Genomic DNA, 21,965 nt, shown 5'->3' on the forward strand with positions numbered 1-21,965 from the left:
CCCGCCGTCGGATGACGGCGGGTTTCTCTGTTTCTGGGAGGATGTCTGCTGGTGTCAGGCAGCTGCGTAAGCGCCGCGGCGGGCGTCGAGCGAGTAGGCGCCTGCGCCGACGGTGGCGAGCAGTATGTACGCGCCGGCCAGCGTGATATTCTTCATGACCATGATCTGGTTGAGAATGTTCACGAGTTCCGTGCCACTCGCGTAGGGCAGGTGGAAGGCAATGCCCGTGAAGACACAGAAGGCGGCGAGCAGCCAGCCGGCAATGCGGACCTGGAAGCCTGTGAGAACCGCAAGGCCGGCCAGCAGTTCGAAAAGGCCTGCGACATAGGCCAGCAGGGTTGCTGCCGGCAGGCCGGCACCGGCGATCATGCCCGCAGTACCGGCAGGATCGGTGAGCTTCATGAAGCCGGAAAGGATGAACATGAAGGAAAGAAGAATACGGGCTATCAGGATGATGACGTTGTTCGACATGGACGTTGTCTCCGTTTGAATGACTCTGGAGATCTTGGTGCCCCGGCACCGGTTCGACCTCGGATGCCTCTATGTCGCTCTTTTCTTGCGTTGTGGAAAGATAAACGAAAGGGGACACTTCGTTCACTAATATGGAACGATCTCCAAAGCGCGTCGCGTTCGCATTCATGCGACGCGCTTGGATCTTTTGTGGTCATGCATATCGTTGGCCCAAAACCGCCGCACACTTTTGGGCGACATGCATTGGCTGTCCCCCGCTTGCCTTTGCCAAGCCCGGTCTTTTATGGTCGGCGCCCAACATGGAGAATCCGATGGCAGATCTTTCCGCATTTCCGATCACGACGCGCTGGCCGGCTAGAAATCCCGATATCATCCAGCTCTATTCCCTGCAGACGCCGAATGGGGTGAAGGTCTCCGTCGCCCTCGAAGAGCTCGCTCTCGCCTATGAGCCGCATTATATTTCCTTCGCCGCCAACGAGCAGAAGTCGCCGGAATTCGAATCTCTCAATCCGAACGGCCGCATTCCGGCGATCATCGATCCAAACGGTCCGGACGGGAAGCCGATCGGTCTTTTCGAATCCGGCGCCATCCTGCTTTATCTCGCGGAAAAAACCGGCAAGTTGATCCCTGCTGATGCCGCCGGTCGCTACGAAACCATCCAGTGGGTGTTTTTCCAGATGGCGGGTATCGGCCCGATGTTCGGCCAGTTCGGACATTTCCACAAATTCGCTGCCGACAAGGTCGCCAACAACTCCTACCCGGTGGAGCGCTATCGCGATGAATCCAAACGGCTGCTCGGCGTGCTCGAGGACCGGCTGAAGGGTCGTCAGTGGATCATGGGCGATCAGTATACGATCGCCGACATCACCACCTTCACCTGGGTTCGCGGCGCCGATATCTTCTATGGCGGCCGCGAGGTGCTCGAATATGCGAAATTCCCCGCCGTTGCCGACTGGCTGGAGCGCTGCATCGCCCGTCCGGCAAGTGCCAAGGGCCTCAACATCCCGGTCAAGCCGGAGTAACCAACGGATCGCTGGAAAGTAGAAAGGCCGCCCTCGAAGACGTCGGGAGCGGCCGTTGATTTTGCTCTTCCGGCCTATCGCCGACTCCTGCGCAACGAGGGGCTACAGCGTCCTTTGGGCGTCTGAAAAGACGCGCGGCGCTGTCGTGATCTGGCTTGCGCCTTCCAGCTTGAAGCGCGGAAAGATGAAGACGCCGACCATGCTGCCGCTGTATTTCTGCTCAAGTCCGTTCGACTCGCCCATGCAGAACAGCGGCTGGCGGAAGCCGTTCGGCATGACGATCGTCGTCGAAAAACAGAAGGAGGAGCAGAGCGTCGCCGCCTGCTCAAACAGCTCCAATATGTGGCTGCGCTCCTTGGCGTCATAGCAGCGGACCAGGCTTAGGAGTCCGCATTCCTGTGCGGCAAGGCCGTGCAGCATCGCGCTCCATTCGCCGAGACGGAGCATGCCGCTCGAAAAATCTCCAGTCCAGGCTTCGGAAACGGAAAACTGCGCCAACATCTCGTGATTTTGATTGGCGTCATCAAGCGAGCCGGGCGTCAAGGGTACGGCTGCATTGGCTCTGGCGATCTTAAACAAGGCGTTCCCCAGTTCGGATGCGGCTCTTCCGCCGCACGCTCGGCAAACACAAAGAAACAGGATCACGCAGCAGCGGGCATGATGCCCGCGCTTACCTCCGGCGACTATTGCCACGGCCATCTGGCCTCCGTAACCGGAGCCCTTCGAGGCCGAATGTTCACGCATCGCCTTCCGCGCTCCGGCCTCGTCTATTGGCGAAAAATTATCGCCGGGCGCGCTTTAATTGCAGCGCGGATTTATAGGGGCTTTTGGACAAACGGCAACGGCTTTTTAAGGGGTATTCGGATCGGCCTCATTTCTTGAGATGCCCGCATCTTCCGCCTATTTCGCGAGAATTGGCATGGAAGGATCATCTTTGAGAGCTTTGCAAACGTTTTCACTCCACGTCAGGCCGGAAATATTGCAGCAGCACTGCGATTTCTCACATGTCGCCGGGCTGAGAAATACGCAGGCAGCGCAAGCTTGACGCAAGCTTCGTACCCGGGGCCTGCAAGAGGGAACTGGGTAAACGTTTCGTCGGCTATGCCAATCAGTGTACCGCGCTCCGAATCGCTTTTGGGCAAAAGAAAAGGGCGACCCGAGGGCCGCCCTTCCTGTTCCGGATGCCGGAATGGTGGTCAGTGATGGCTTTCGCCTATCACATCATGTCCATTCCGCCCATTCCACCCATGCCGCCCGGCATGCCGCCGCCAGCCGATTCTTTCTTCGGCAGTTCGGCGATCATGGCTTCGGTGGTGATCAGCAGCGATGCGACAGAAGCAGCGTTCTGCAGCGCCGTGCGAACGACCTTGAGCGGGTCGACGATACCCATGGCGATCATGTCGCCATATTCGGATGTCTGGGCGTTGTAGCCGAAGTTGTCTTCGTTCTTGTCGAGGACCTTGCCGACAACGATCGAGGCTTCGTCGCCTGCGTTTTCAGCGATCTGACGAACGAGCGACTGCAGGGCGCGGCGAACGATGTTGATGCCGGCTTCCTGGTCGTCGTTTGCACCCTTGACGGTGATCTTCGTGGAGGAGCGGAGCAGAGCGATACCGCCGCCGGGGACGATGCCTTCCTGAACAGCAGCGCGGGTCGCGTTGAGCGCGTCGTCGATGCGGTCCTTCTTTTCCTTCACTTCGACTTCCGTCGAACCGCCGACGCGGATGACGGCAACGCCGCCAGCGAGCTTGGCAAGACGTTCCTGCAGCTTTTCGCGGTCGTAGTCGGAGGTGGTTTCTTCGATCTGGGCCTTGATCTGGGCAACACGGCCTTCGATGTCGGTCTTGGCGCCCGAACCGTCGACGATCGTGGTGTTTTCCTTCGAGATCGAAACCTTCTTGGCACGGCCGAGCATGTCGAGCGTGACGGATTCGAGCTTGATGCCGAGATCTTCGGAAATGACAGTGCCGCCGGTCAGGATGGCGATGTCTTCGAGCATGGCCTTGCGGCGATCGCCGAAGCCAGGAGCCTTGACGGCAGCGATCTTGAGGCCGCCACGCAGCTTGTTGACGACGAGCGTTGCGAGGGCTTCGCCTTCGACGTCTTCAGCGACGACGAGCAGCGGCTTGCCGGTCTGAACGACAGCTTCGAGAACCGGGAGCATCGACTGCAGGTTCGAGAGCTTCTTCTCGTGAAGGAGAATGAAGACGTCTTCGAGGTCTGCGATCATCTTTTCCGGGTTGGTCACGAAGTAGGGGCTGAGGTAGCCGCGGTCGAACTGCATGCCTTCGACAACTTCGAGTTCGGTTTCGGCGGTCTTGGCTTCTTCAACCGTGATGACGCCTTCGTTGCCGACCTTCTGCATGGCTTCAGCAATGTCGAGACCGACCTGCTTGTCGCCATTGGCCGAAATCGTGCCGACCTGTGCAACTTCTTCCGAGGTGGAGATCTTCTTGGCCTTGGCCTGGAGATCCTTCACGACGTCAGCAACAGCAAGGTCGATGCCGCGCTTCAGGTCCATCGGGTTCATGCCGGCGGCAACGGCCTTGTTGCCTTCGCGAACGATCGCCTGGGCAAGAACGGTTGCAGTCGTGGTGCCGTCGCCGGCGATGTCGTTGGTCTTCGAAGCAACTTCGCGGACCATCTGGGCGCCCATGTTTTCGAACTTGTCTTCGAGTTCGATTTCCTTGGCGACCGAAACGCCGTCCTTGGTGATGCGCGGAGCGCCGAAGGACTTGTCGATGATGACGTTACGGCCCTTCGGGCCGAGCGTTACCTTCACTGCATCGGCGAGAATGTCGACGCCACGCAGCATCTTTTCGCGCGCGGTGCGGCCAAACTTGATTTCTTTAGATGCCATATTCTTAACTCCTGAATTCGAGTTGTTCGGGCAAAGAGCCCGTCAGCCATTTCGGGAAAGCAGGTCGGCCGATCAGCCGATGATGCCCATAATGTCGGCTTCCTTCATGATCAGAAGGTCTTCGCCGTCGATCTTGACTTCGGTGCCGGACCACTTGCCGAACAGGATGCGGTCGCCAGCCTTGACGTCGAGTGCGACAACCTTGCCGGACTCATCGCGCGCGCCGGAGCCGACGGCGACGATTTCGCCTTCCTGCGGCTTTTCCTTGGCGGTATCGGGAATGATGATGCCACCCTTGGTCTTGGCTTCGGACTCAACGCGGCGAACAACGACGCGGTCGTGAAGGGGGCGGAAGTTGGTGCTTGCCATTGTCTAATCCCTCGATCGAATGACATTCGCGGACCGGAGTGGCCCACATGGATAGGTGTTAGCACTCCCTTGCGGTGAGTGCTAGCGACGAGCATTTAGGGATGGCTCCGAAAGGAGTCAATGAGAGCAATCACGAATTTTTGCGCCGGAATTGTGAAGAGGCCGGAGAATAGTCGGAGATTGCGGCCGAAACCCGACGCCGCCGAACTCGTCCGCCTCGGGATGGGATCGTCAAGCTTTGCCCATCCACTTCGATCGCCGGTCGAAATCTTCGCATTGGCCGGCAGCAAAGAAAATGCCTTGCCATCGCCTTGCGCCTTTGCAATGTCACCGGTGACTGAAGCAAACGGGAAATCGGAATGGCGAAGCAGATAGAAAACTTCTCGGAGATAACAAGTCACTATGATGTGGTGCTCTGTGATGTCTGGGGCGTCGTTCACAACGGCGTCGATCCGTTCCCGAAGGCGGCAGCTGCCCTTGAAGCGGCACGTGAGAGTGGCGTCGCCGTCGTCCTCATCACCAATTCGCCGCGCCTTTCCTGGCAGGTGGTCGAACAGTTGCGCCAGATCGGCGTTCCCGACAGCGCCTATGACAGGATCGTCACCTCTGGCGACGTCACGCGCGGGTTGATCGCCGAAGGGCCGAAGACGGTCTTTCTGCTCGGCCCCGAGCGCGACAAGGCGCTTCTCGAAGGCATTGGCGTCGAGCGCCGGCCGGCGGGCGAAGCGCAATCGCTCGTCTGCACCGGCTTTTTCGACGACGAGACGGAGAAGCCGGAGGATTACACCGACATGCTTCTCGATTTCAAAGCCCGCGACGTGCCGATGATCTGCGCCAATCCCGACCTCGTCGTCGAGCGTGGCCATCGCATTATCCCCTGCGCCGGCGCCATGGCTGCCTATTACGAGCAGCTTGGCGGCAAAACCCGAATCGCCGGCAAGCCGCACCGGCCGATCTACGAGGCGACGCTGGCCGCTGCCCGCGAGCTTCGCGGCGATTTCCCGGTCGAGCGCGTGCTGGCGATCGGCGACGGCATGCCGACCGATGTGCGCGGCGCCTTGAATTATGGCCTCGACCTTCTTTACATCAGCGGCGGTATCCACGCCAAGGAATACACCCTCAACGGCGAAACCGACGAGGCGATCCTCCACGCCTATCTCGAACGGGAAAAAGCCGCGCCGAAGTGGTGGATGCCCCGCCTTGCATGAAGACACGCCTTGCATGAAGAGAAGCCAGCCGATGACCGTCTTCCACCGCAATGAAACCCGGGAACCCTTGCCCGCCCATCTGAAGGGCGGCGTCATTGCCATCGGCAATTTCGACGGCGTGCACCGCGGCCATCAATCGGTGCTGAGCCGCGCGCTCGAAATCTCCGAGGCGCGCGGTATCCCCGCTTTGGTGCTGACCTTCGAGCCGCATCCGCGTACGGTCTTTCGGCCGCAGGCGCCGGTCTTCCGCCTGACGCCCGCGCCGCTGAAGGCCCGCATCCTGGAAGCGCTGGGTTTCGGCGCCGTCATCGAGTATCCCTTCGACTACGAATTCTCGCAGCGCTCGGCCGATGATTTCATCCATTCGATCCTGAAGGATTGGCTCGGCGCCTCCGAAGTCGTCACCGGCTTCGATTTCCATTTCGGCCGCGGCCGCGAGGGCGGTCCCGCCTTCCTGATGAATGCCGGCCATACCTACGGCTTCGGCGTCACCTTGATCGATGCCTTCCGCGACGAAAACGCCGATGTCGTCTCTTCGAGCCATATCCGCGCGCTCCTGAAGGAGGGCAACGTCAGCGAAGTCGCCGGCATGCTGGGTTATCGCTACACGGTGGAAGCCGAGGTGATCGACGGCGAAAAGCTCGGCCGGCAGCTGGGCTTCCCGACGGCCAACATGCGCCTGCCGCCGGAGGTCGATCTTGCCGCCGGCATCTACGCCGTCCGCTTCCGCCGTCAGGACGGCACGCTCCACGATGCCGTCGCAAGCTACGGCCGCCGCCCGACGGTGACGGAAAACGGCGCACCGCTGCTCGAAACCTATCTTTTCGATTTCAGCGGCGATCTCTACGGCCAGCTCTGCTCAGTCTCCTTCTTCGGCTATATTAGACCCGAGCTGAAATTCGACGGCCTCGATCCGCTCGTTGCCCAGATCAAACGCGATGAGGAAGAGGCGAGGGCGCTGCTTGCCGGCGTTAAACCGCTCAGCGTGCTTGATGGGAAACTGTGCTTTTCCTGAGGTCGCCTTGAGTGCGGCTGTCGCTGGGACACCGGCAATTCCAGCCGTTGATGCCGATTGTGAACCGCGAATTCTTCTCTTCCTTTTCCCGGCAAAAACGCCTATGAACCGGCGCGATGACGAAACTTCGGCTGGCAATGATGATGCGAATTATCGGCCCGGCCTTCCGCGCGCGCTAAGCGGCCGGAAGGTCCGGGTTTTTGGCGCTTGGAAACGAGCGCTTCCGCCACCAGCTCTTTCACGCCCGTTGCGCCCTTTCCGGGCCGCCAGAAACGATTGCCAGACATGACCGACACAGCCGAAAAGATCGACTATTCGAAGACCCTCTATTTGCCCGAGACTGATTTCCCGATGCGCGCCGGCCTGCCGCAGAAGGAGCCGGAACTCGTCAAGCGCTGGCAGGAGATGGGTCTCTACAAGAAACTGCGCGCTTCCGCCGCCGGCCGCGAGAAATTCGTCCTCCACGACGGCCCGCCCTATGCCAACGGCAACATCCATATCGGCCACGCGCTGAACAAGATCCTCAAGGACGTCATCAACCGTTCGTTCCAAATGCGCGGCTACGACGCCAATTACGTGCCCGGCTGGGATTGCCACGGCCTGCCGATCGAATGGAAGATCGAAGAGAAGTACCGCGAGAAGGGCAAGAACAAGGACGAGGTCCCGGTCAACGAATTCCGCAGGGAATGCCGTGAATTTGCCGCCGGCTGGATCAAGGTCCAGGCAGAAGAGTTCAAGCGTCTCGGCATCGAGGGTGACTTCGATAATCCCTATACGACGATGAACTTCCACGCGGAGTCGCGCATCGCCGGCGAACTCTTGAAGATCGCCGCAAGCGGTCAGCTTTATCGCGGCTCCAAGCCGATCATGTGGTCGGTCGTCGAGCGCACCGCGCTGGCCGAAGCAGAAGTCGAATACCAGGACTATGAGAGCGATACGATCTGGGTGAAATTCCCCGTCGTCGAAGGTCCGGCTGCGCTCAAGGATGCGTTCGTGGTCATCTGGACGACCACGCCCTGGACGATCCCCGGCAACCGCGCGGTCTCCTTTTCCGCGCGTGTTTCCTATGGCCTCTATGAGGTGACGGCCGCCGAGAACGATTTTGGTCCGCGTCCTGGAGAAAAGCTGATCTTTGCCGACAAGCTGGCCGAGGAATCCTTCGCCAAGGCCAAACTGCAGTACAAGCGCTTGAGCGATGTCTCTTCGGCTGATTTCGCAGCGATGACCTGTGCGCATCCCTTCAAGGGTCTCGGCGGTGGCTATGAATTCCTCGTGCCGTTGCTCGATGGCGATCACGTCACCGATGATGCCGGCACCGGTTTCGTGCACACGGCGCCAAGCCATGGTCGCGAAGACTTTGATGCCTGGATGTCGGCTGTCCGCACGCTTGAGGCCCGCGGTATCGAGACCAAGATCCCGTTCCCGGTCGACGACGGCGGCTTCTACACATCAGACGCTCCCGGCTTCGAAGGCGCCCGCGTCATCGACGACAACGGCAAGAAGGGTGATGCCAACGACCGCGTCATCAGGGAACTGATCGCCCGCGGCGCACTCTTTGCCCGCGGCCGGCTGAAGCACCAGTATCCGCATTCCTGGCGCTCGAAGAAGCCGGTCATCTTTCGCAACACGCCGCAATGGTTCGTCTATATGGACAAGACCCTTGCCGACGGCACGACGCTGCGTTCGCGCGCCTTGGGTGCGATCGACGACACGCGCTTCGTGCCCGCCGCCGGCCAGAACCGCCTGCGCGCCATGATCGAAGGTCGCCCGGACTGGGTGCTCTCGCGCCAGCGCGCCTGGGGCGTGCCGATCGCCGTCTTTGCCGACGAGCAGGGCGAGGTCCTCATCGATGAAGCCGTCAACGCCCGCATCATCGAGGCCTTCGAACATGAGGGCGCCGACGCCTGGTTTGCCGAAGGCGCCAAGGAGCGTTTCCTCGGCAATGACCACGACCATTCCCGCTGGACCCAGGTCATGGATATCCTTGACGTCTGGTTCGACTCTGGCTCGACGCACACCTTCACGCTCGAAGACCGTCCGGACCTGAAATGGCCGGCCGATCTTTATCTTGAAGGTTCCGACCAGCATCGCGGCTGGTTCCATTCGTCGCTGCTGGAATCGGCTGCCACCCGCGGCCGTGCGCCTTACGACGCCGTCCTCACCCATGGCTTCACCATGGACGAGAAGGGCGAGAAGATGTCGAAGTCGAAGGGCAACGTCACCGCGCCGCAGGAGGTGATGAAGGACGCCGGCGCCGATATCCTGCGCCTCTGGGTCATGACCTCGGATTATGCCGACGACCTGCGCGTCGGCAAGACGATCATCCAGACCAATGTCGACGCCTATCGCAAGCTGCGCAACACCATCCGCTGGATGCTCGGCACGCTCGCCCATGACAAGGGCGAGGAGATCGCGCTTGCCGACCTGCCGGAGCTGGAGCAACTGATGCTGCACCGGCTTGCCGAGCTCGACGAGCTGGTGCGCGAGAACTACGATGCCTTCGACTTCAAGAAGATTGCCCGCGCGCTGATCGATTTCGCCAATGTCGAGCTTTCGGCCTTCTATTTCGATGTCCGCAAGGATGCGCTCTATTGCGATGCGCCGTCGAGCCTGCGCCGGCGCGCCAGCCTGCACGTCATCCGTCAGATCTTCGATTGCATGGTGACGTGGCTCGCCCCGATGCTGCCCTTCACCACCGAGGAGGCCTGGCTGTCGCGCAACCCGTCTGCCGTGTCCGTGCATCTGGAGCAGTTTGCTCCGGTTGCAAAGGAATGGCGCAACGATGCCTTGGCCGAGAAGTGGAAGAAGATCCGTACAGTGCGTTCGGTTGTGACCGGTGCCCTGGAAATCGAGCGCAAGGACAAGCGCATCGGCTCCTCGCTGGAAGCGGCTCCGGTCGTCCACATCGCCGATCCGGAATTGCTGAAGGCGCTGGAAGGCCAGGACTTCACCGAGGTCTGCATCACCTCGGCAATCGAGATCAAGGCCGGCGAAGGACCAGCGGATGCCTTCCGCCTTGCCGAAGTGCCTCAGGTCAGCGTCGTGCCGAAGCTGGCAGAGGGTGAAAAATGCGCCCGCTCCTGGCGCATCACCAGGGATGTCGGCTCCGATCCCGAGTATCCCGATGTTTCGGCTCGCGACGCCGCTGCCCTTCGCGAACTTGCCGCGCTCAAGTGAAGAATATTGCCGGATGAATTGCGCTTTCGCGGTTCATCCGGTAAAAGCTGCCTGAAAATGGCCGGATTTTTGCGTCAGGGGGACGTTTGTCCGGTTGGGCGAGGATTGCACCGGCAGGGCTGGAAGGGTTTTCATGTTAGCAACGCATTGGTTCCGTATGGGCGCCTGCCTGTCTGTTGTAGTGGCGGGATGCTCCCTGGTGTCCAGTTGCGCCAGCAGCCCGACCTACGGCACGGACAAGACCGCCATGGAACAGTTGACCGACGATCTCGGCCAGTCCGTGTCGTTGACCGGACCGGACCCGAAGAACAAGGGCGTCAAGTACACGCCGCGGCCGACGCTGGTGCTGCCGGCGCAGGCGCAGAAGGAAACCCTCGTTGCGCCGCAGCAGACGGTCGCCAACAAGGACAATCCGCAATGGCTTGAATCGCCGGAGGAGACGCGCGCCCGTCTCGTTTCGGAAGCCGACGAGAATTCGGACAATCCGAATTACCGCTCGCCGCTGGCAAGCTCTGCGATCGAAGGCGGTCGACGCACGACGGAAGCCCAGACCAAGGCTTATCGCGAAGCCCGCGCCCTGCAGAAGGGCTCCTATGTCGATCAGCGCCGCTATATATCAGATCCGCCGCCCGGCTACCGCACCGTCGACGATCCGGCGAAGCTCGACGATGTCGGCGAGCCCGAGCTCAAGAAGCAGAAGAAGCGTAAGAAGGATGCAGCTGTCGCCAACACCGGCAAGCAGTGGTGGAACCTCCTGCAATAGCTTTTTCGGCGCGCCGGCGCTGGTGATTACGGCGCCTCTCTCCTTTGCGAAAAGAACTTTCGCAGCATATCGGCCGATTGGACCTCGTTGAAGCCGGAATAGACTTCCGGCGCGTGGTGGCAGGTCGACTGCCCATAGAAGCGCACGCCATTGTCGACGGCGCCGCCCTTCGGGTCCTCGGCGCCGTAATAGAGCCTGCGGATACGCGCAAAAGAGATGGCTGCTGCGCACATGGTGCAAGGCTCCAGCGTCACGTAGAGATCGGCACCGGTAAGGCGTTCCTGTCCGAGCGCTTCGCAAGCGAGCCGGATCGCGGCGATTTCGGCGTGCGCGGTGACGTCTTTGAGCTCGCGCGTACGGTTTCCCGAGCGTGAAACGGCGATATCGTCGATAACGACGACGGCGCCGATCGGCACCTCACCGCGTTCTCCGGCCGCGCGCGCTTCTTCAAGCGCCATCTCCATGAAACGATTTGTCTTCACGATCGCAAGAATTTCCACTTAACCGCAGATGCGTGACCTGATAGACAGGCCCAAAAGGCAGGCAAACAACAAATGACACCCAAAGACAAGCCAAAACGCCCGGGCGCAAAGCCCCTTTCACGGGATATCAGGTCCAACGCCGGCCCGAAGGCGGGCGGCGAGAAGCCGGCAAAGCCTGCGGCGGCACGCGCGATCGCCGCCGAGACCGATGGCGAGGCCAAGGCCGAACGCATTTCCAAGGTGATGGCGCGCGTTGGCGTCGCCTCCCGCCGCGACATCGAGCGCATGATCATGGAAGGCCGTGTGACGCTGAACGGCAGGGTGCTCGAAACGCCCGTCGTCAACGTCACGCTCGCCGATCGGATCGAAGTCGACGGCGTGCCGATCCGCGGCATCGAGCGCACCAGGCTATGGCTCTATCACAAGCCCGCCGGCCTCGTGACCACCAATGCCGATCCGGAAGGCCGCTCGACCGTATTCGACAACCTGCCGGAAGAACTGCCGCGCGTCATGTCGATCGGCCGCCTCGACATCAACACCGAAGGCCTGCTGCTGCTGACCAATGACGGTGGTCTGGCCCGGGCGCTCGAACTGCCGGCGACCGGCTGGCTGCGGCGCTACCGCGTCCGCGCCCATGGCGAGATCGATCAGGACGCGCTCGACAAGCTGAAGGACGGCATCGCCGTCGACGGCGTGCTCTATGGCTCGATCGAGGCGACGCTCGACCGCACGCAAGGGTCGAACGTCTGGATCACCATGGGCCTTCGCGAAGGCAAGAACCGCGAAATCAAGAACGTGCTCGGCGCGCTCGGCCTCGACGTCAATCGCCTGATCCGCATTTCCTATGGCCCGTTCCAGCTCGGCGACCTGCCGGAAGGCCATGTGATCGAAGTGCGCGGCCGCACACTGCGCGACCAGCTCGGCCCGCGCCTCATCGAGGAAGCCAAGGCGAATTTCGACGCGCCGATTTACAATGCGCCGGCCGTCGCTGCCGAGGAAGAGGCAGAGCCCGCAGCACCGGAAAAGCGCGAGCGTCCGCGCCGCGATGAGGACAAGCGCGAACGGGCGCTGAGCCGCCTCGACACCAAGCGCGACGACCGCCACGGTGGCGCGCGCAAAGAGGACGACCGCCGCGACGGCGGGCGCCGGGACGATGAAAGGCCAAAGCGCCCCCAGCCGCTCGGCCAGCGCCGCAGCGCCAATGTCTGGATGGCGCCGGGCGCCCGGCCGCTTGGCGAAAAGGCTGCGGCGAAAGCCGCCAAGAATGCGCAGACCGCGCGCCGGCGCGGCGAGCCGGCGCCTGCAAAGAATGATCACATCGAGGATCGCCCGCGCACACAGGTGAACCGCGTGCGCGAAGAGGATGGCGAATGGATCCGCTCGAGCGAAGAGCCCCGTCGCAAGGATGAGGGAGAGGGCTTCGGCCGCAAGCGTTCCTTCGGGGATCGCCCCGCCCGCGAAGACCGCGGTTTTGGCGACCGCCCGGCGCGCCGCCCCCGCGAAGGGGGTGAGGAACGCCCGCGTGCCAGAAGCTCTGCCGGCGAAGGTCGTCCGGAGCGTCCGCGCGGCGACCGGCCCTTCGGCGACAAGCCGCGCGGTGATCGTAAGCCGCGTACGGACGGCGACGAGCGTCCTCGTGCCGCCAGAACCTCCGCCGGTGAGGGCCGTTCGGAGCGTCCGCGCGGCGACCGGCCGTTCGGCGATCGTCCCCCACGTGGGGATCGTCCCTTCGGCGACAAGCCGCGCGGTGATCGTAAGCCGCGTAAGGACGGCGACGAGCGTCCTCGTGCCGCCAGAGCCTCCGTCGGTGAGGGCCGTTCGGAGCGTCCGCGCAGCGACCGCCCCTCCGGTGATCGTCCTTCGCGCGGAGACCGGCCCTTCGGTGACAAGCCGCGTGGCGATCGCAGGCCGCGCGAGGACGGTGATGAACGTCCGCGGGCAGCCAGAAGCTTTGCCGGCGAGGGCCGCTCCGAGCGTCCCCGCGGTGAAAGATCGTTCGGGGACAAGCCCTCGGGTGACAAACCTTCTGGTGACAGGCCGCGTGGCAAGGGCTTTGCGGCCAAGCCCGGTGGGGCCAAGCCTGGTGGGGCCAAGAGTTTTTCCGGCAAGCCGAAAGGCGCCAAACCCGGCGGTGACAGGCCGGGCGGCGACAGGCCTGCAGGCGGGCCGTCCAGAGGTGGTGCTAAAGGAAAAGGAATGACGCGCGGTGCGGATCGTCGGCGGTGAGTTTCGCGGACGGCCTCTCGCCGTGCCAAAATCCAACGAGATCCGGCCGACTGCCGACCGGACGCGCGAGAGCCTGTTCAATATATTGAGTCATGCCTATCCGGAATGCGTCGATGGCACCCGGATACTCGACCTTTTTGCCGGCACCGGCGCCGTCGGCCTCGAAGCGGTTTCACGCGGCTCTCGCCATGCGCTCTTCGTCGAAAACAGTGTCGAGGGCAGGGCGCTGCTCTGGGAGAACATCGATGCGCTCGGCCTGCATGGCCGCACGCGCATCCTGCGCCGGGATGCGACCGATCTCGGCAGTGTCGGCAATCTCGAGCCCTTCGACGTGCTCTTTGCCGACCCGCCCTATGGCAAGGGGCTCGGCGAGAAGGCGATGGCGGCGGCGGCCGAAGGCGGCTGGCTGCGGCCAGGCGCGATCGCGGTGCTCGAAGAACGCGCCGATGTTGTCGTTTCCGTCCATCCTTCCTATGTTTTCCTCGAAAGCCGCATCTTTGGCGATACGAGGGTGCATTTCTTCCGATATCAGCCGCAATAAGCGGGGGCGGGCGTGCAGCAGGCAGAGATCATCAGCCCGAAATTGCCCGCGATCAGCGATGTGCCAACGGTCGCGGTCGCTTTTGGCGGCGGCGGCGCGCGCGGGCTTTCCCATATCCATGTCATCGAGACGCTCGACGAACTCGGCATCCGCCCGGTGGCGGTATCAGGCTCATCGATCGGTGCGATCATGGCGGCCGGCATGGCGGCCGGCATGTCCGGCGCCGAAATCCGCGAACATGCGCTGACGACCGTCGGCAACAAGACGGCGGTCGTCGCGCGCATCTGGGGGCTGAGGCCGGCGACAGTGCGCGATGCGGTGGCCAAGGGTATCCGCATCGGCCAGTTCAATCTGGAGCGGATCCTCAAGGCTTTCCTGCCGTCCGAACTGCCGGCCCGCTTCGAGGACCTGCTGGTCCCGATGAAGGTGATCACCACCGATTATTACGGGCAGTGCGAAGTCATCATCGAGCAGGGCGAGCTGTTTCCCGCACTCGCGGCCTCGTCCGCTATTCCCGCCGTCTTCATGCCGGTGCGCCTGCGCGACCGCGTGATGATCGACGGCGGCATCAGCAATCCGGTGCCCTATGAATGCCTGATGGATCTTGCCGACATCGTCATCGGCATCGATGTCGTCGGCGCGCCGGAAGGCGACGGCACCCATATTCCGAACCGCATGGAGAGCATCTTCGGTTCCGGCCAGCTGATGATGCAGACGGCGATTTCGCTGAAGCTCAAGCTTCGCCCGCCGCATATCTTCCTGCGCCCGACGGTCGGCCGCACCGGCGTCATGGATTTCCTCAAGGCCCGTGAAGTGCTGGCCATGTCGGTCGGTGTCAAGGACGACCTGAAATTTGCTCTCGATCGGGAAATCGAGGCGCGGCTAAAGCGCTAAACTGCATTGCACGGGAACCGTCGCATACTTCCGGGCGACATGCATGAGCGGTTCACTGAGCATCGCTTCGGCTATGAGCTCGGCATCATCATTATCGATTTCGAAGAGACCAAAGCGCAATCGATAGCCCCAGCCTCCCCGATCGCTTGTGAAAGACAGCCGGCCGAGCAGCGGCCGGATCGGCGTTTCCACGGCCCGCCACCAGGCGACATCGCGCCTCCAGGGGCGGAAACCGGGGTGAACTTCCACCTGATATGCCGCCGTTTCCTCGACCACGCCAATTGCCGTGAACGCCTGCAGGCGATCCTTGCCGCCAAATGTTTCGGTCGGCGAATAATAGATCACCCGGTCGCCAGGCGCGCTTCGCTTAAGCGGAGCGGCCTTGCCATGACAGACCTGCATGAACCCAGCTTCGCGCCCGATGCGGACATGGTTTGCTGATGCGACAGCGATCCAGCTGCGGGACATGTTTCAGTCCTCCGCAACGTTGTAGACACGCAGGCGATGCCCGTCGGGATCGGCTGCGACAAAGGTGCGGCCGAAATCGAGGCTGGTCGGTGGCAAAAGGATGGTCGCGTCCTTTGCCTGCCATTCGGCGTGAAGCGTATCGACCATATCAGCTGTCGCGACCTTGAAACCGACGTCGCAGCCGCCGCCCGTCGCAGCCGGCGCCGGCTCCACGCCCGCCTTGCCCCAGAGTCGAAGGGCCAGACCCGAAGGCAGGATGAACATGGCGAAGGTCGGGCTGAACTCAACCGGATCCTGCCCGAGCAGTTGGCCATAAAAGCCGGCGCTTTTTGGCACGTCGGCTACGAAAAGTAGAATGCTGTTGCTGTCGATCATGGTGAGCCTCCTGTTTGGGTCAGGAGGATCGTCTACAGAGACATACTGACAGATTCTGGCAGTAACCTTTGCCTCTGCCGCCGTTCAATCCGCCCAAGTTTGCCACTTCCGGAGTTGATTTATGCTTCCGCTGTCGCATCCGCGGTCCCGGCCAGCGGATCGTCCTCGAAGGGATCGGCTGCACGCTTCGGCTTGACCAGCGGTTCGGGGCGGACGGGGTGGGAAAACAGCATGTCGCGCCCGGCCTGCAGCCCTTCGGACACCTGCAGCACCAGACGCGCCTCGTCGCGCTTGCGGATATCCTCGCCGATTTCATAGGCGTCGACCTCGGAAACGCCGAGCGCCTCCAGTGTTCGCCGTCCGAAGAGCAGGCCCGATTCCAGCGTTTCACGCAGCTCGTAGTCGACGCCCTTGTTGCGCAGTTCGATCGAATGGATGCGGTCGTAGGAGCGCACGTAGAGCCGCGTCTGCGGATAGTCGGCCTGCACCAGCTCCACCACCTTGTCGGTGATCTCCTTCTTCTGCGTGCAGACGAGTACGATCTTCGCCCGGTCGATACCGGCCGAGCGCAGCACGTCCTTGCGGGCGCCGTCGCCGAAATAGATGCGGAAGCCGAAGGAGGAGGCCTGGCGGATGCGGTCGGCCGAAAAATCGATGACGGTGACGCTGCGTCCGCCGGCAAGCAGGATCTGGGCGGCGATCTGGCCGAAACGCGAGAAGCCGACCATCAGCACGTCGGCGCCTGCCCCCTCGAAATCCTCGTCCAGCTCCTCCTGCTCGTCGCCGCGCAGCAGCCGCTTCGAAAGGGCCGACCCGATCGGCGTCAGCGCCATGGACAGCGTGACGACCGCGACCAGCAGCGATGCCGTGCTCGTCGACATCAGCCCGGCCGCACCCGCCGTGGTGAACAAAACGAAACCGAATTCGCCGCCCTGCGGCAGCAGGAAGGCGATGCGGATTGCATCGTCATGCGGGGAGCCCGAGATCCGGCAGAGGCCATAGATGATGATCGCCTTGACGGCCATGACGATCGGCACGGCGACGATGACGAAGAGCGCGTTGTCGGCGAGAACGTCGAGTTCCAGCGACAGGCCGACGGCGATGAAGAAGATAGCGAGCAACACGCCGCGGAAGGGCTCGATATCCGCCTCCAGCTCGTGCCGGTAGGAGGATTCGGCAAGCATCACGCCGGATAGGAAGGCGCCCATCGCCATCGAAAGACCGGCAAGCTGCATCAGGCTCGCCGATCCCATGACGACGAAGAGGGCGGCGGCGATCATTGCCTCGCGCGCGCCGGTCCGGGCGATGATCTGGAAAAGCGGCGTCAGCAGGTAGCGTCCCATGACGATCATCGCCGCAACCGCGCCGACGGCGACGGCAAAATCCAACAGCGGCGCGTTGCTGCCCTTGTCGCCACCGTCGAGGATGGTGATCAGCGCCAGCAGCGGCACGATCGCCAGGTCCTGGAACAGCAGCATCGAGAAGGAGCGCTGCCCGTATCTGGTGTTGACGTCGCCGTCGCCCTCGAGAATCTGCATGGCGAAGGCGGTCGAAGACAGCGCCAGGCCAAATCCGGCAACGATGCTGCCGCGCCAGTCGAGAACCTGGGAAAACCAGGCAAGCGCGGTCAGCGCCAGTCCCGTCAGCACCACCTGCGCCGTGCCGAGGCCGAAGATATCGCGCCGCATCTGCCAGAGACGGGTGGGCTTCAGCTCCAGTCCGATGATGAAGAGCAGGAAGACGACGCCGAGTTCGGCGACGGCGAGGATCTGTTCGCCATCGGTGATGCCGTGGAAGACCGGGCCGATGACGATGCCGGCGGCGAGGTAGCCGAGCACCGTGCCGAGCCCGAGCTTCTTGAAGATCGGAGCGGCGACCACCGCGCCGCCAAGCAGCAGGATCGTTTCGGAAAAAAGGGCATTGGGCGCTGACATGCTGACAATTTCTTTCAACGGCGGGGAGCACGCAAGCAGCCCCGATAAAGAATCGGCGGCGGCGGCCTTGATGCTTGGGAGAGTGCACAATAAATGGAAGCCGAAGGAAAGGCCAAATCATGTCCTCTGAAATTGATTCCTCGACACTTCTTTCCCGCGCAAGTCAATTGATCGATCTGGCAAGGAAGGCAGGGGCTGATGCCGCCGATGCCGTCGTCGTCCGGTCGCGCTCGCAATCGGTCAGCGTGCGCCTCGGCAAGGTCGAGGGCACGGAATCCTCCGAAAGCGACGATTTTTCCCTGCGCGTCTTCATCGGCCAACGCGTCGCCAGCGTTTCGGCCAATCCGGGCTTCGATCTTCAGGCGCTTGCCGAACGCGCCGTCGCCATGGCCAAGGTTTCCCCGGAAGACCCCTTCGCCTGCCTGGCGGATGAGGCGAACCTTTCGAGATCCTATCCCGACCTGCAATTGCTCGATACCACGGAGGTCTCCTCCGAGATGCTGCGCGAGGCGGGTCTTGCCGCTGAAGCAGCCGCGCTTGCGGTCAAGGGGGTTACCAATTCCTCCGGCGCCGGCGCCTCCGCCGGCATGGGCGGCCTCGTTCTTGCCACCTCGCACGGGTTCGAAGGCAGTTACATGGCCTCGCGTTTCGGCCATTCCGTTAGCGTCATCGCCGGCGAAGGCACCGGCATGGAGCGCGATTATGATTTCGACAGCCGCCTCTATTATGCCGAGCTCGACGATCCCTCTGAAATCGGCCGTCGCGCCGGCGAACGGGTGATCAAGCGCGTCAATCCGCGCCAGGTGCCGACCGGCAAGGACGTCACCGTCATCTTCGACCCGCGTGTCGCCCGCGGCTTCGTCGGCCATATCGCCGGTGCGATCAATGGTGCTTCCGTTGCCCGCAAGTCCAGCTTCCTGCGCGACAGAATGGGTCAGCAGGTGCTGAAGTCCGGACTGTCGATCACCGACGATCCGCTGATCGTGCGTGGGCCTTCCTCGCGGCCCTTCGATGGCGAGGGCGTGTCCGGCGAGCGGCTGGTGATGATCGAGGATGGTGTTTTGAAGCACTGGTTCCTCTCGACCTCGACCGCGCGCGAGTTGGGTCTGGAGACCAACGGCCGCGGCGTGCGCGGCGGCACCGCCGTCTCGCCTTCCTCCACCAATCTTGCCCTGGAACCCGGCGACATCTCGCCGGAGGATTTGATCCGCAGCGTCGGCAACGGTTTTTATGTCACCGAATTGATCGGCCACGGCGTCAACATGATCACCGGCGAATACAGCCGCGGCGCCACCGGCTTCTGGATCGAGAACGGCGAACTCACCTTCCCGGTCTCCGAGGTGACGATCGCCTCGAACCTCAAGGAGATGTTCATGCGCCTGACGCCGGCAAACGACATCGATCGCAAGTTCGGCGTTGCGGCCCCCACCTTCGCCATCGAAGGCATGACGCTCGCAGGGCGCTAGAGCATGTCTCGCAAAACTGTGCGCGGTTTTCGGACGACATCATGCTCTAGCGATAGTTCAGAAACGGATTGACGGGATGAGCGATAAGGAAACGGCCCGCTGGCAGAGCGATCTGACGCTAATCGCCGATGCTGCGAGAGAGGCGGGCGCCGTCGCTTTCGGCTTCTTCAACCAGTCTCCCGAGGTCTGGTGGAAGAACGACGACCGGTCTCCCGTCAGTGCCGCCGATTTCGCTGCAAACAAGACGCTCGAAACCATCCTGCGCAAGGCCCGGCCGGATTATGGCTGGTTGTCGGAGGAAACCGACGACGATGCCGACCGTCTCTCACGCGAGACGCTGTTCATCATCGATCCGATCGACGGCACGCGCGCCTTCCTCGGCGGACAGAAGGTCTGGTGCGTCAGCGTCGCGGTGGTTCATCGCGGCCGGCCGGTCGCCGGCGTGCTCTATGCCCCGGCGCTCGAGGAGCTCTATGAGGCGGTTGAGGGCGGCGTGGCGCTGAAGAACGGCGTGCCCTTCACCGTTTCGGCCGCCGGACCGGAAGAGATGAGCCGCCTTGCGATCGGTGACGACCTGCTGAAGACCTTTCCGACGGAATTCCGCGACCGGGTGACGCGCGAGACATACATTCCCTCGCTCGCCTATCGCATCGCCATGGTGGCGGACGGTCGTCTCGAAGGCACCTTCGTCAAGGGCAATTCACATGATTGGGACCTTGCCGCCGCTGATCTGATCCTTGTCTGTGCCGGCGGCGGCCTCGTCGACATCGAAGGCCAGCCGATCGTCTACAACCGCGCCGAAGTCACCCACAAGGTCCTCTGCGCGGCCCCAACACCCCGCCTCGGCGAATTCCTCGCGGCCTTTGCGGGGCGACGAGACAGTTGACGTTTCCGTCAAAATCCCGCAGATGGGTGGCGGAGGAGAATAGGCAGAAAGAGAACGAAAAATGACTGAATCCGGTGACAAGAAGCAACTTTTGCATCTCGTTTTTGGCGGCGAACTGGAAAGCCTCGATGACGTCCAGTTCCGTGACCTGCAGGGTCTCGATATCGTCGGCATTTTCCCGGATTATGCCACGGCGCTGACGGCCTGGAAGGCGAAGGCGCAGCAGACGGTCGACAATGCGCATATGCGCTACTTCATCGTCCACATGCATCGTTTGCTCGATCCGCAGGAAAAGCCCAAGGGCTGAGCTTAGCAAGTGCCGCCGGCCGGCCGCTCCTCGAGCGGGGCGTTGGTGCATCCGGCGCGCTCGTCGATCCGGATTGTTGGACGCATTCTGAACAAATTAATCGGCCATTGCGGCCGCAACGATAATTAGGGAATGGGTTTGATGTCGATCGGTTTTGATCGGAGGCTGGCGCGATGAGTTCCCGGATGGCGCGGTTCGGTCTGAACGCATACCGTCTGGCGGGAACCGTGGCCTCTCCTGTGGTCGGCCTCTATATCACCTACCGCACGGCCAAGGGCAAGGAAGACCGGGCCCGCCGCCTGGAACGTTTTGGCTATCCGAGCGCCAACCGGCCGCAGGGCCCGTTCCTCTGGTTTCATGCTGCAAGCGTCGGTGAAACCAACGCCGTCATCCCGCTGATCCGTGAAATCCGCCGCCGCGACATCCATGTCATCCTGACGACCGGCACCATCACGTCGGCCAAGCTCGCCGCTGAGCGCCTCGGCCAGGAAGCGATCCATCAATATGTGCCGCTCGACCTGAAGCCCTCCGTCAGCCGCTTCCTCGATTATTGGCAGCCCGATTGCGCCATCATCGCCGAATCCGAGATCTGGCCGGCAACGGTGCTGGAGCTCGGCCGCCGCCGCATTCCGCAGATCCTGATCAATGCCCGCATGTCGGACCGTTCCTTTGCCCGCTGGCGCCGCCGCCCGGCGATCGCCGAAGCCTTGTTCGAGAATCTTGCCCTCGTCATTGCCCAGTCGGATGTCGATGCCGAACGTTTTCGCGATCTCGGCGCTGTGCCCGTCATCACCTCGGGCAATCTGAAGGTCGATACCGACGCACCGCCTTATGACAGCGCTGTTTTCGCCCGCTATAAAAAGCAGATCGGCGAGCGCAAGACTTGGGCGGCGATCTCGACCTTCGACGGTGAGGAGAATGCCGCCGCCATCGTTCATCGGGCGCTCAGGGAGCGCGATCGTCAATTGACGATTATTGTGCCGCGCCATCCCGAGCGCAGCGACGAGATCGAGGCGGCCCTCGTCAAGCAGGGGCTGAAGGTCGCCCGCCGCACCCGCGACGATGTCTTATCCGCCGATGTCGATATTTTCCTCGGCGATACGATCGGCGAAATGGGTCTTTATCTCCGTCTGACGGAAATCGCCTTCGTCGGCCGCTCGCTCTTTGCCGAAGGCGGCCAGAACCCGCTGGAGCCCGCCATGCTCGGCTGCGCCATTCTCTCCGGCGGCCATGTGCAGAATTTCCGCGATGCCTATCAGAAGCTTGCCCGCAGCGGCAGCGCCCGCATGGTGCGCGATACCGAAATGCTGGCCAAGGGCGTGCATTACCTGCTGATCAATGACGACGCCCGCCGCGGCATGATCGAGGCCGGCATCACCGCCGTGCACGAGATGCGCGGTGCGCTGACGGCGACAGTGAAGGGGCTGGAACCCTATATCAATCCGCTGACGGTGAAGGCGCGACTGCTGCCCAAAGCCGTGGCCCAGGTCTGAGGAACTGA

20 protein-coding genes are annotated in these 21,965 nt (G+C 62.4%); 12 read left to right on the forward strand and 8 right to left on the reverse strand.

What is annotated here, in order from left to right; translation table 11 throughout:
- Positions 1-54: 54 nt before the first annotated feature.
- Positions 55-471, reverse strand: a complete 417-nt coding sequence (locus tag ELH03_RS02570; RefSeq protein WP_003545783.1) for a DoxX family protein — start codon at positions 469-471, stop codon at positions 55-57.
- Positions 472-782: 311 nt separating this feature from the next.
- On the opposite strand from ELH03_RS02570, the gene ELH03_RS02575 reads away from it, so the two are divergent.
- On the forward strand, positions 783-1,493 hold the full coding sequence (locus ELH03_RS02575; RefSeq protein WP_128403085.1) for a glutathione binding-like protein: 711 nt from the start codon (positions 783-785) through the stop codon (positions 1,491-1,493).
- 102 nt (positions 1,494-1,595) lie between these two features.
- On the opposite strand, the gene ELH03_RS02580 is transcribed toward ELH03_RS02575, so the two are convergent.
- From ELH03_RS02580 to groES, 3 genes are all read right to left on the reverse strand, one after another.
- Positions 1,596-2,072 carry a hypothetical protein gene (locus ELH03_RS02580; RefSeq protein ID WP_128403086.1) on the reverse strand — a complete coding sequence of 159 codons (477 nt, stop codon included), beginning with the start codon at positions 2,070-2,072 and terminating at the stop codon, positions 1,596-1,598.
- Positions 2,073-2,709: 637 nt separating this feature from the next.
- On the reverse strand, positions 2,710-4,353 hold the full coding sequence (gene groL / locus ELH03_RS02590) for a chaperonin GroEL (protein ID WP_130806649.1): 1,644 nt from the start codon (positions 4,351-4,353) through the stop codon (positions 2,710-2,712).
- Between the two features lie 72 nt (positions 4,354-4,425).
- Positions 4,426-4,722 carry a co-chaperone GroES gene (groES, locus tag ELH03_RS02595; RefSeq protein WP_003545797.1) on the reverse strand — a complete coding sequence of 99 codons (297 nt, stop codon included), beginning with the start codon at positions 4,720-4,722 and terminating at the stop codon, positions 4,426-4,428.
- Between the two features lie 359 nt (positions 4,723-5,081).
- Between groES and ELH03_RS02600 the strand changes: the two genes are divergently transcribed.
- The 4 genes from ELH03_RS02600 to ELH03_RS02620 all read left to right on the forward strand — a co-directional run bounded on the left by ELH03_RS02600 (position 5,082) and on the right by ELH03_RS02620 (position 10,885).
- Positions 5,082-5,930, forward strand: coding sequence for a TIGR01459 family HAD-type hydrolase (locus ELH03_RS02600; RefSeq protein ID WP_128403088.1), 849 nt, complete (start codon positions 5,082-5,084; stop codon positions 5,928-5,930).
- Positions 5,931-5,961: 31 nt separating this feature from the next.
- Positions 5,962-6,945 carry a bifunctional riboflavin kinase/FAD synthetase gene (locus tag ELH03_RS02605; RefSeq protein WP_128403102.1) on the forward strand — a complete coding sequence of 328 codons (984 nt, stop codon included), beginning with the start codon at positions 5,962-5,964 and terminating at the stop codon, positions 6,943-6,945.
- A gap of 285 nt (positions 6,946-7,230) precedes the next feature.
- Positions 7,231-10,122 carry an isoleucine--tRNA ligase gene (gene ileS / locus ELH03_RS02615; RefSeq protein WP_128403090.1) on the forward strand — a complete coding sequence of 964 codons (2,892 nt, stop codon included), beginning with the start codon at positions 7,231-7,233 and terminating at the stop codon, positions 10,120-10,122.
- Between the two features lie 133 nt (positions 10,123-10,255).
- Positions 10,256-10,885, forward strand: coding sequence for a hypothetical protein (locus ELH03_RS02620; RefSeq protein ID WP_018516568.1), 630 nt, complete (start codon positions 10,256-10,258; stop codon positions 10,883-10,885).
- 26 nt (positions 10,886-10,911) lie between these two features.
- On the opposite strand, the gene ELH03_RS02625 is transcribed toward ELH03_RS02620, so the two are convergent.
- A complete protein-coding gene (locus ELH03_RS02625; protein WP_018449379.1) occupies positions 10,912-11,349 on the reverse strand; it encodes a nucleoside deaminase in 438 nt (145 codons plus the stop codon).
- A gap of 90 nt (positions 11,350-11,439) precedes the next feature.
- On the opposite strand from ELH03_RS02625, the gene ELH03_RS02630 reads away from it, so the two are divergent.
- The 3 genes from ELH03_RS02630 to ELH03_RS02640 are packed head-to-tail and all read left to right on the forward strand — an operon-like array spanning position 11,440 to position 15,028.
- Positions 11,440-13,593, forward strand: a complete 2,154-nt coding sequence (locus ELH03_RS02630; protein ID WP_128403091.1) for a pseudouridine synthase — start codon at positions 11,440-11,442, stop codon at positions 13,591-13,593.
- On the forward strand, positions 13,574-14,134 hold the full coding sequence (rsmD, locus tag ELH03_RS02635; protein WP_128403092.1) for a 16S rRNA (guanine(966)-N(2))-methyltransferase RsmD: 561 nt from the start codon (positions 13,574-13,576) through the stop codon (positions 14,132-14,134). The genes ELH03_RS02630 and rsmD overlap by 20 nt, the downstream gene beginning before the upstream one ends.
- Before the next feature lie 12 nt (positions 14,135-14,146).
- Entirely contained in the window at positions 14,147-15,028 is an 882-nt protein-coding gene (locus tag ELH03_RS02640) for a patatin-like phospholipase family protein (RefSeq protein WP_027685828.1), read from the forward strand.
- On the opposite strand, the gene ELH03_RS02645 is transcribed toward ELH03_RS02640, so the two are convergent.
- The 3 genes from ELH03_RS02645 to ELH03_RS02655 form a co-directional block, all read right to left on the reverse strand.
- Entirely contained in the window at positions 15,017-15,496 is a 480-nt protein-coding gene (locus tag ELH03_RS02645; protein ID WP_128411429.1) for an EVE domain-containing protein, read from the reverse strand. The two genes, ELH03_RS02640 and ELH03_RS02645, sit on opposite strands and share 12 nt — an antisense overlap.
- 3 nt (positions 15,497-15,499) lie before the next feature.
- Positions 15,500-15,871, reverse strand: coding sequence for a VOC family protein (locus ELH03_RS02650; protein WP_130765989.1), 372 nt, complete (start codon positions 15,869-15,871; stop codon positions 15,500-15,502).
- A gap of 119 nt (positions 15,872-15,990) precedes the next feature.
- The gene (locus ELH03_RS02655; protein WP_128411431.1) at positions 15,991-17,805 is read right to left on the reverse strand and encodes a monovalent cation:proton antiporter-2 (CPA2) family protein; all 1,815 of its coding nucleotides are present in this window, start codon (positions 17,803-17,805) and stop codon (positions 15,991-15,993) included.
- Between the two features lie 119 nt (positions 17,806-17,924).
- Between ELH03_RS02655 and ELH03_RS02660 the strand changes: the two genes are divergently transcribed.
- The 4 genes from ELH03_RS02660 (at position 17,925) to waaA (ending at position 21,957) form a co-directional block, all read left to right on the forward strand.
- Positions 17,925-19,271 (forward strand): TldD/PmbA family protein, encoded by a 1,347-nt coding sequence (locus ELH03_RS02660; protein ID WP_128411432.1) that lies wholly within the window; start codon positions 17,925-17,927, stop codon positions 19,269-19,271.
- A gap of 76 nt (positions 19,272-19,347) precedes the next feature.
- Positions 19,348-20,157 (forward strand): 3'(2'),5'-bisphosphate nucleotidase CysQ, encoded by an 810-nt coding sequence (locus ELH03_RS02665; RefSeq protein ID WP_128403097.1) that lies wholly within the window; start codon positions 19,348-19,350, stop codon positions 20,155-20,157.
- A 61-nt stretch (positions 20,158-20,218) separates the two neighbouring features.
- Positions 20,219-20,464 carry a DUF4170 domain-containing protein gene (locus ELH03_RS02670; RefSeq protein ID WP_128403098.1) on the forward strand — a complete coding sequence of 82 codons (246 nt, stop codon included), beginning with the start codon at positions 20,219-20,221 and terminating at the stop codon, positions 20,462-20,464.
- Positions 20,465-20,637: 173 nt separating this feature from the next.
- A complete protein-coding gene (gene waaA, locus ELH03_RS02675) occupies positions 20,638-21,957 on the forward strand; it encodes a lipid IV(A) 3-deoxy-D-manno-octulosonic acid transferase (protein WP_130765990.1) in 1,320 nt (439 codons plus the stop codon).
- Positions 21,958-21,965: the final 8 nt, after the last annotated feature.

It is taken from the genome of Rhizobium beringeri, from assembly GCF_004306515.1.
Taxonomy (GTDB): domain Bacteria; phylum Pseudomonadota; class Alphaproteobacteria; order Rhizobiales; family Rhizobiaceae; genus Rhizobium; species Rhizobium beringeri.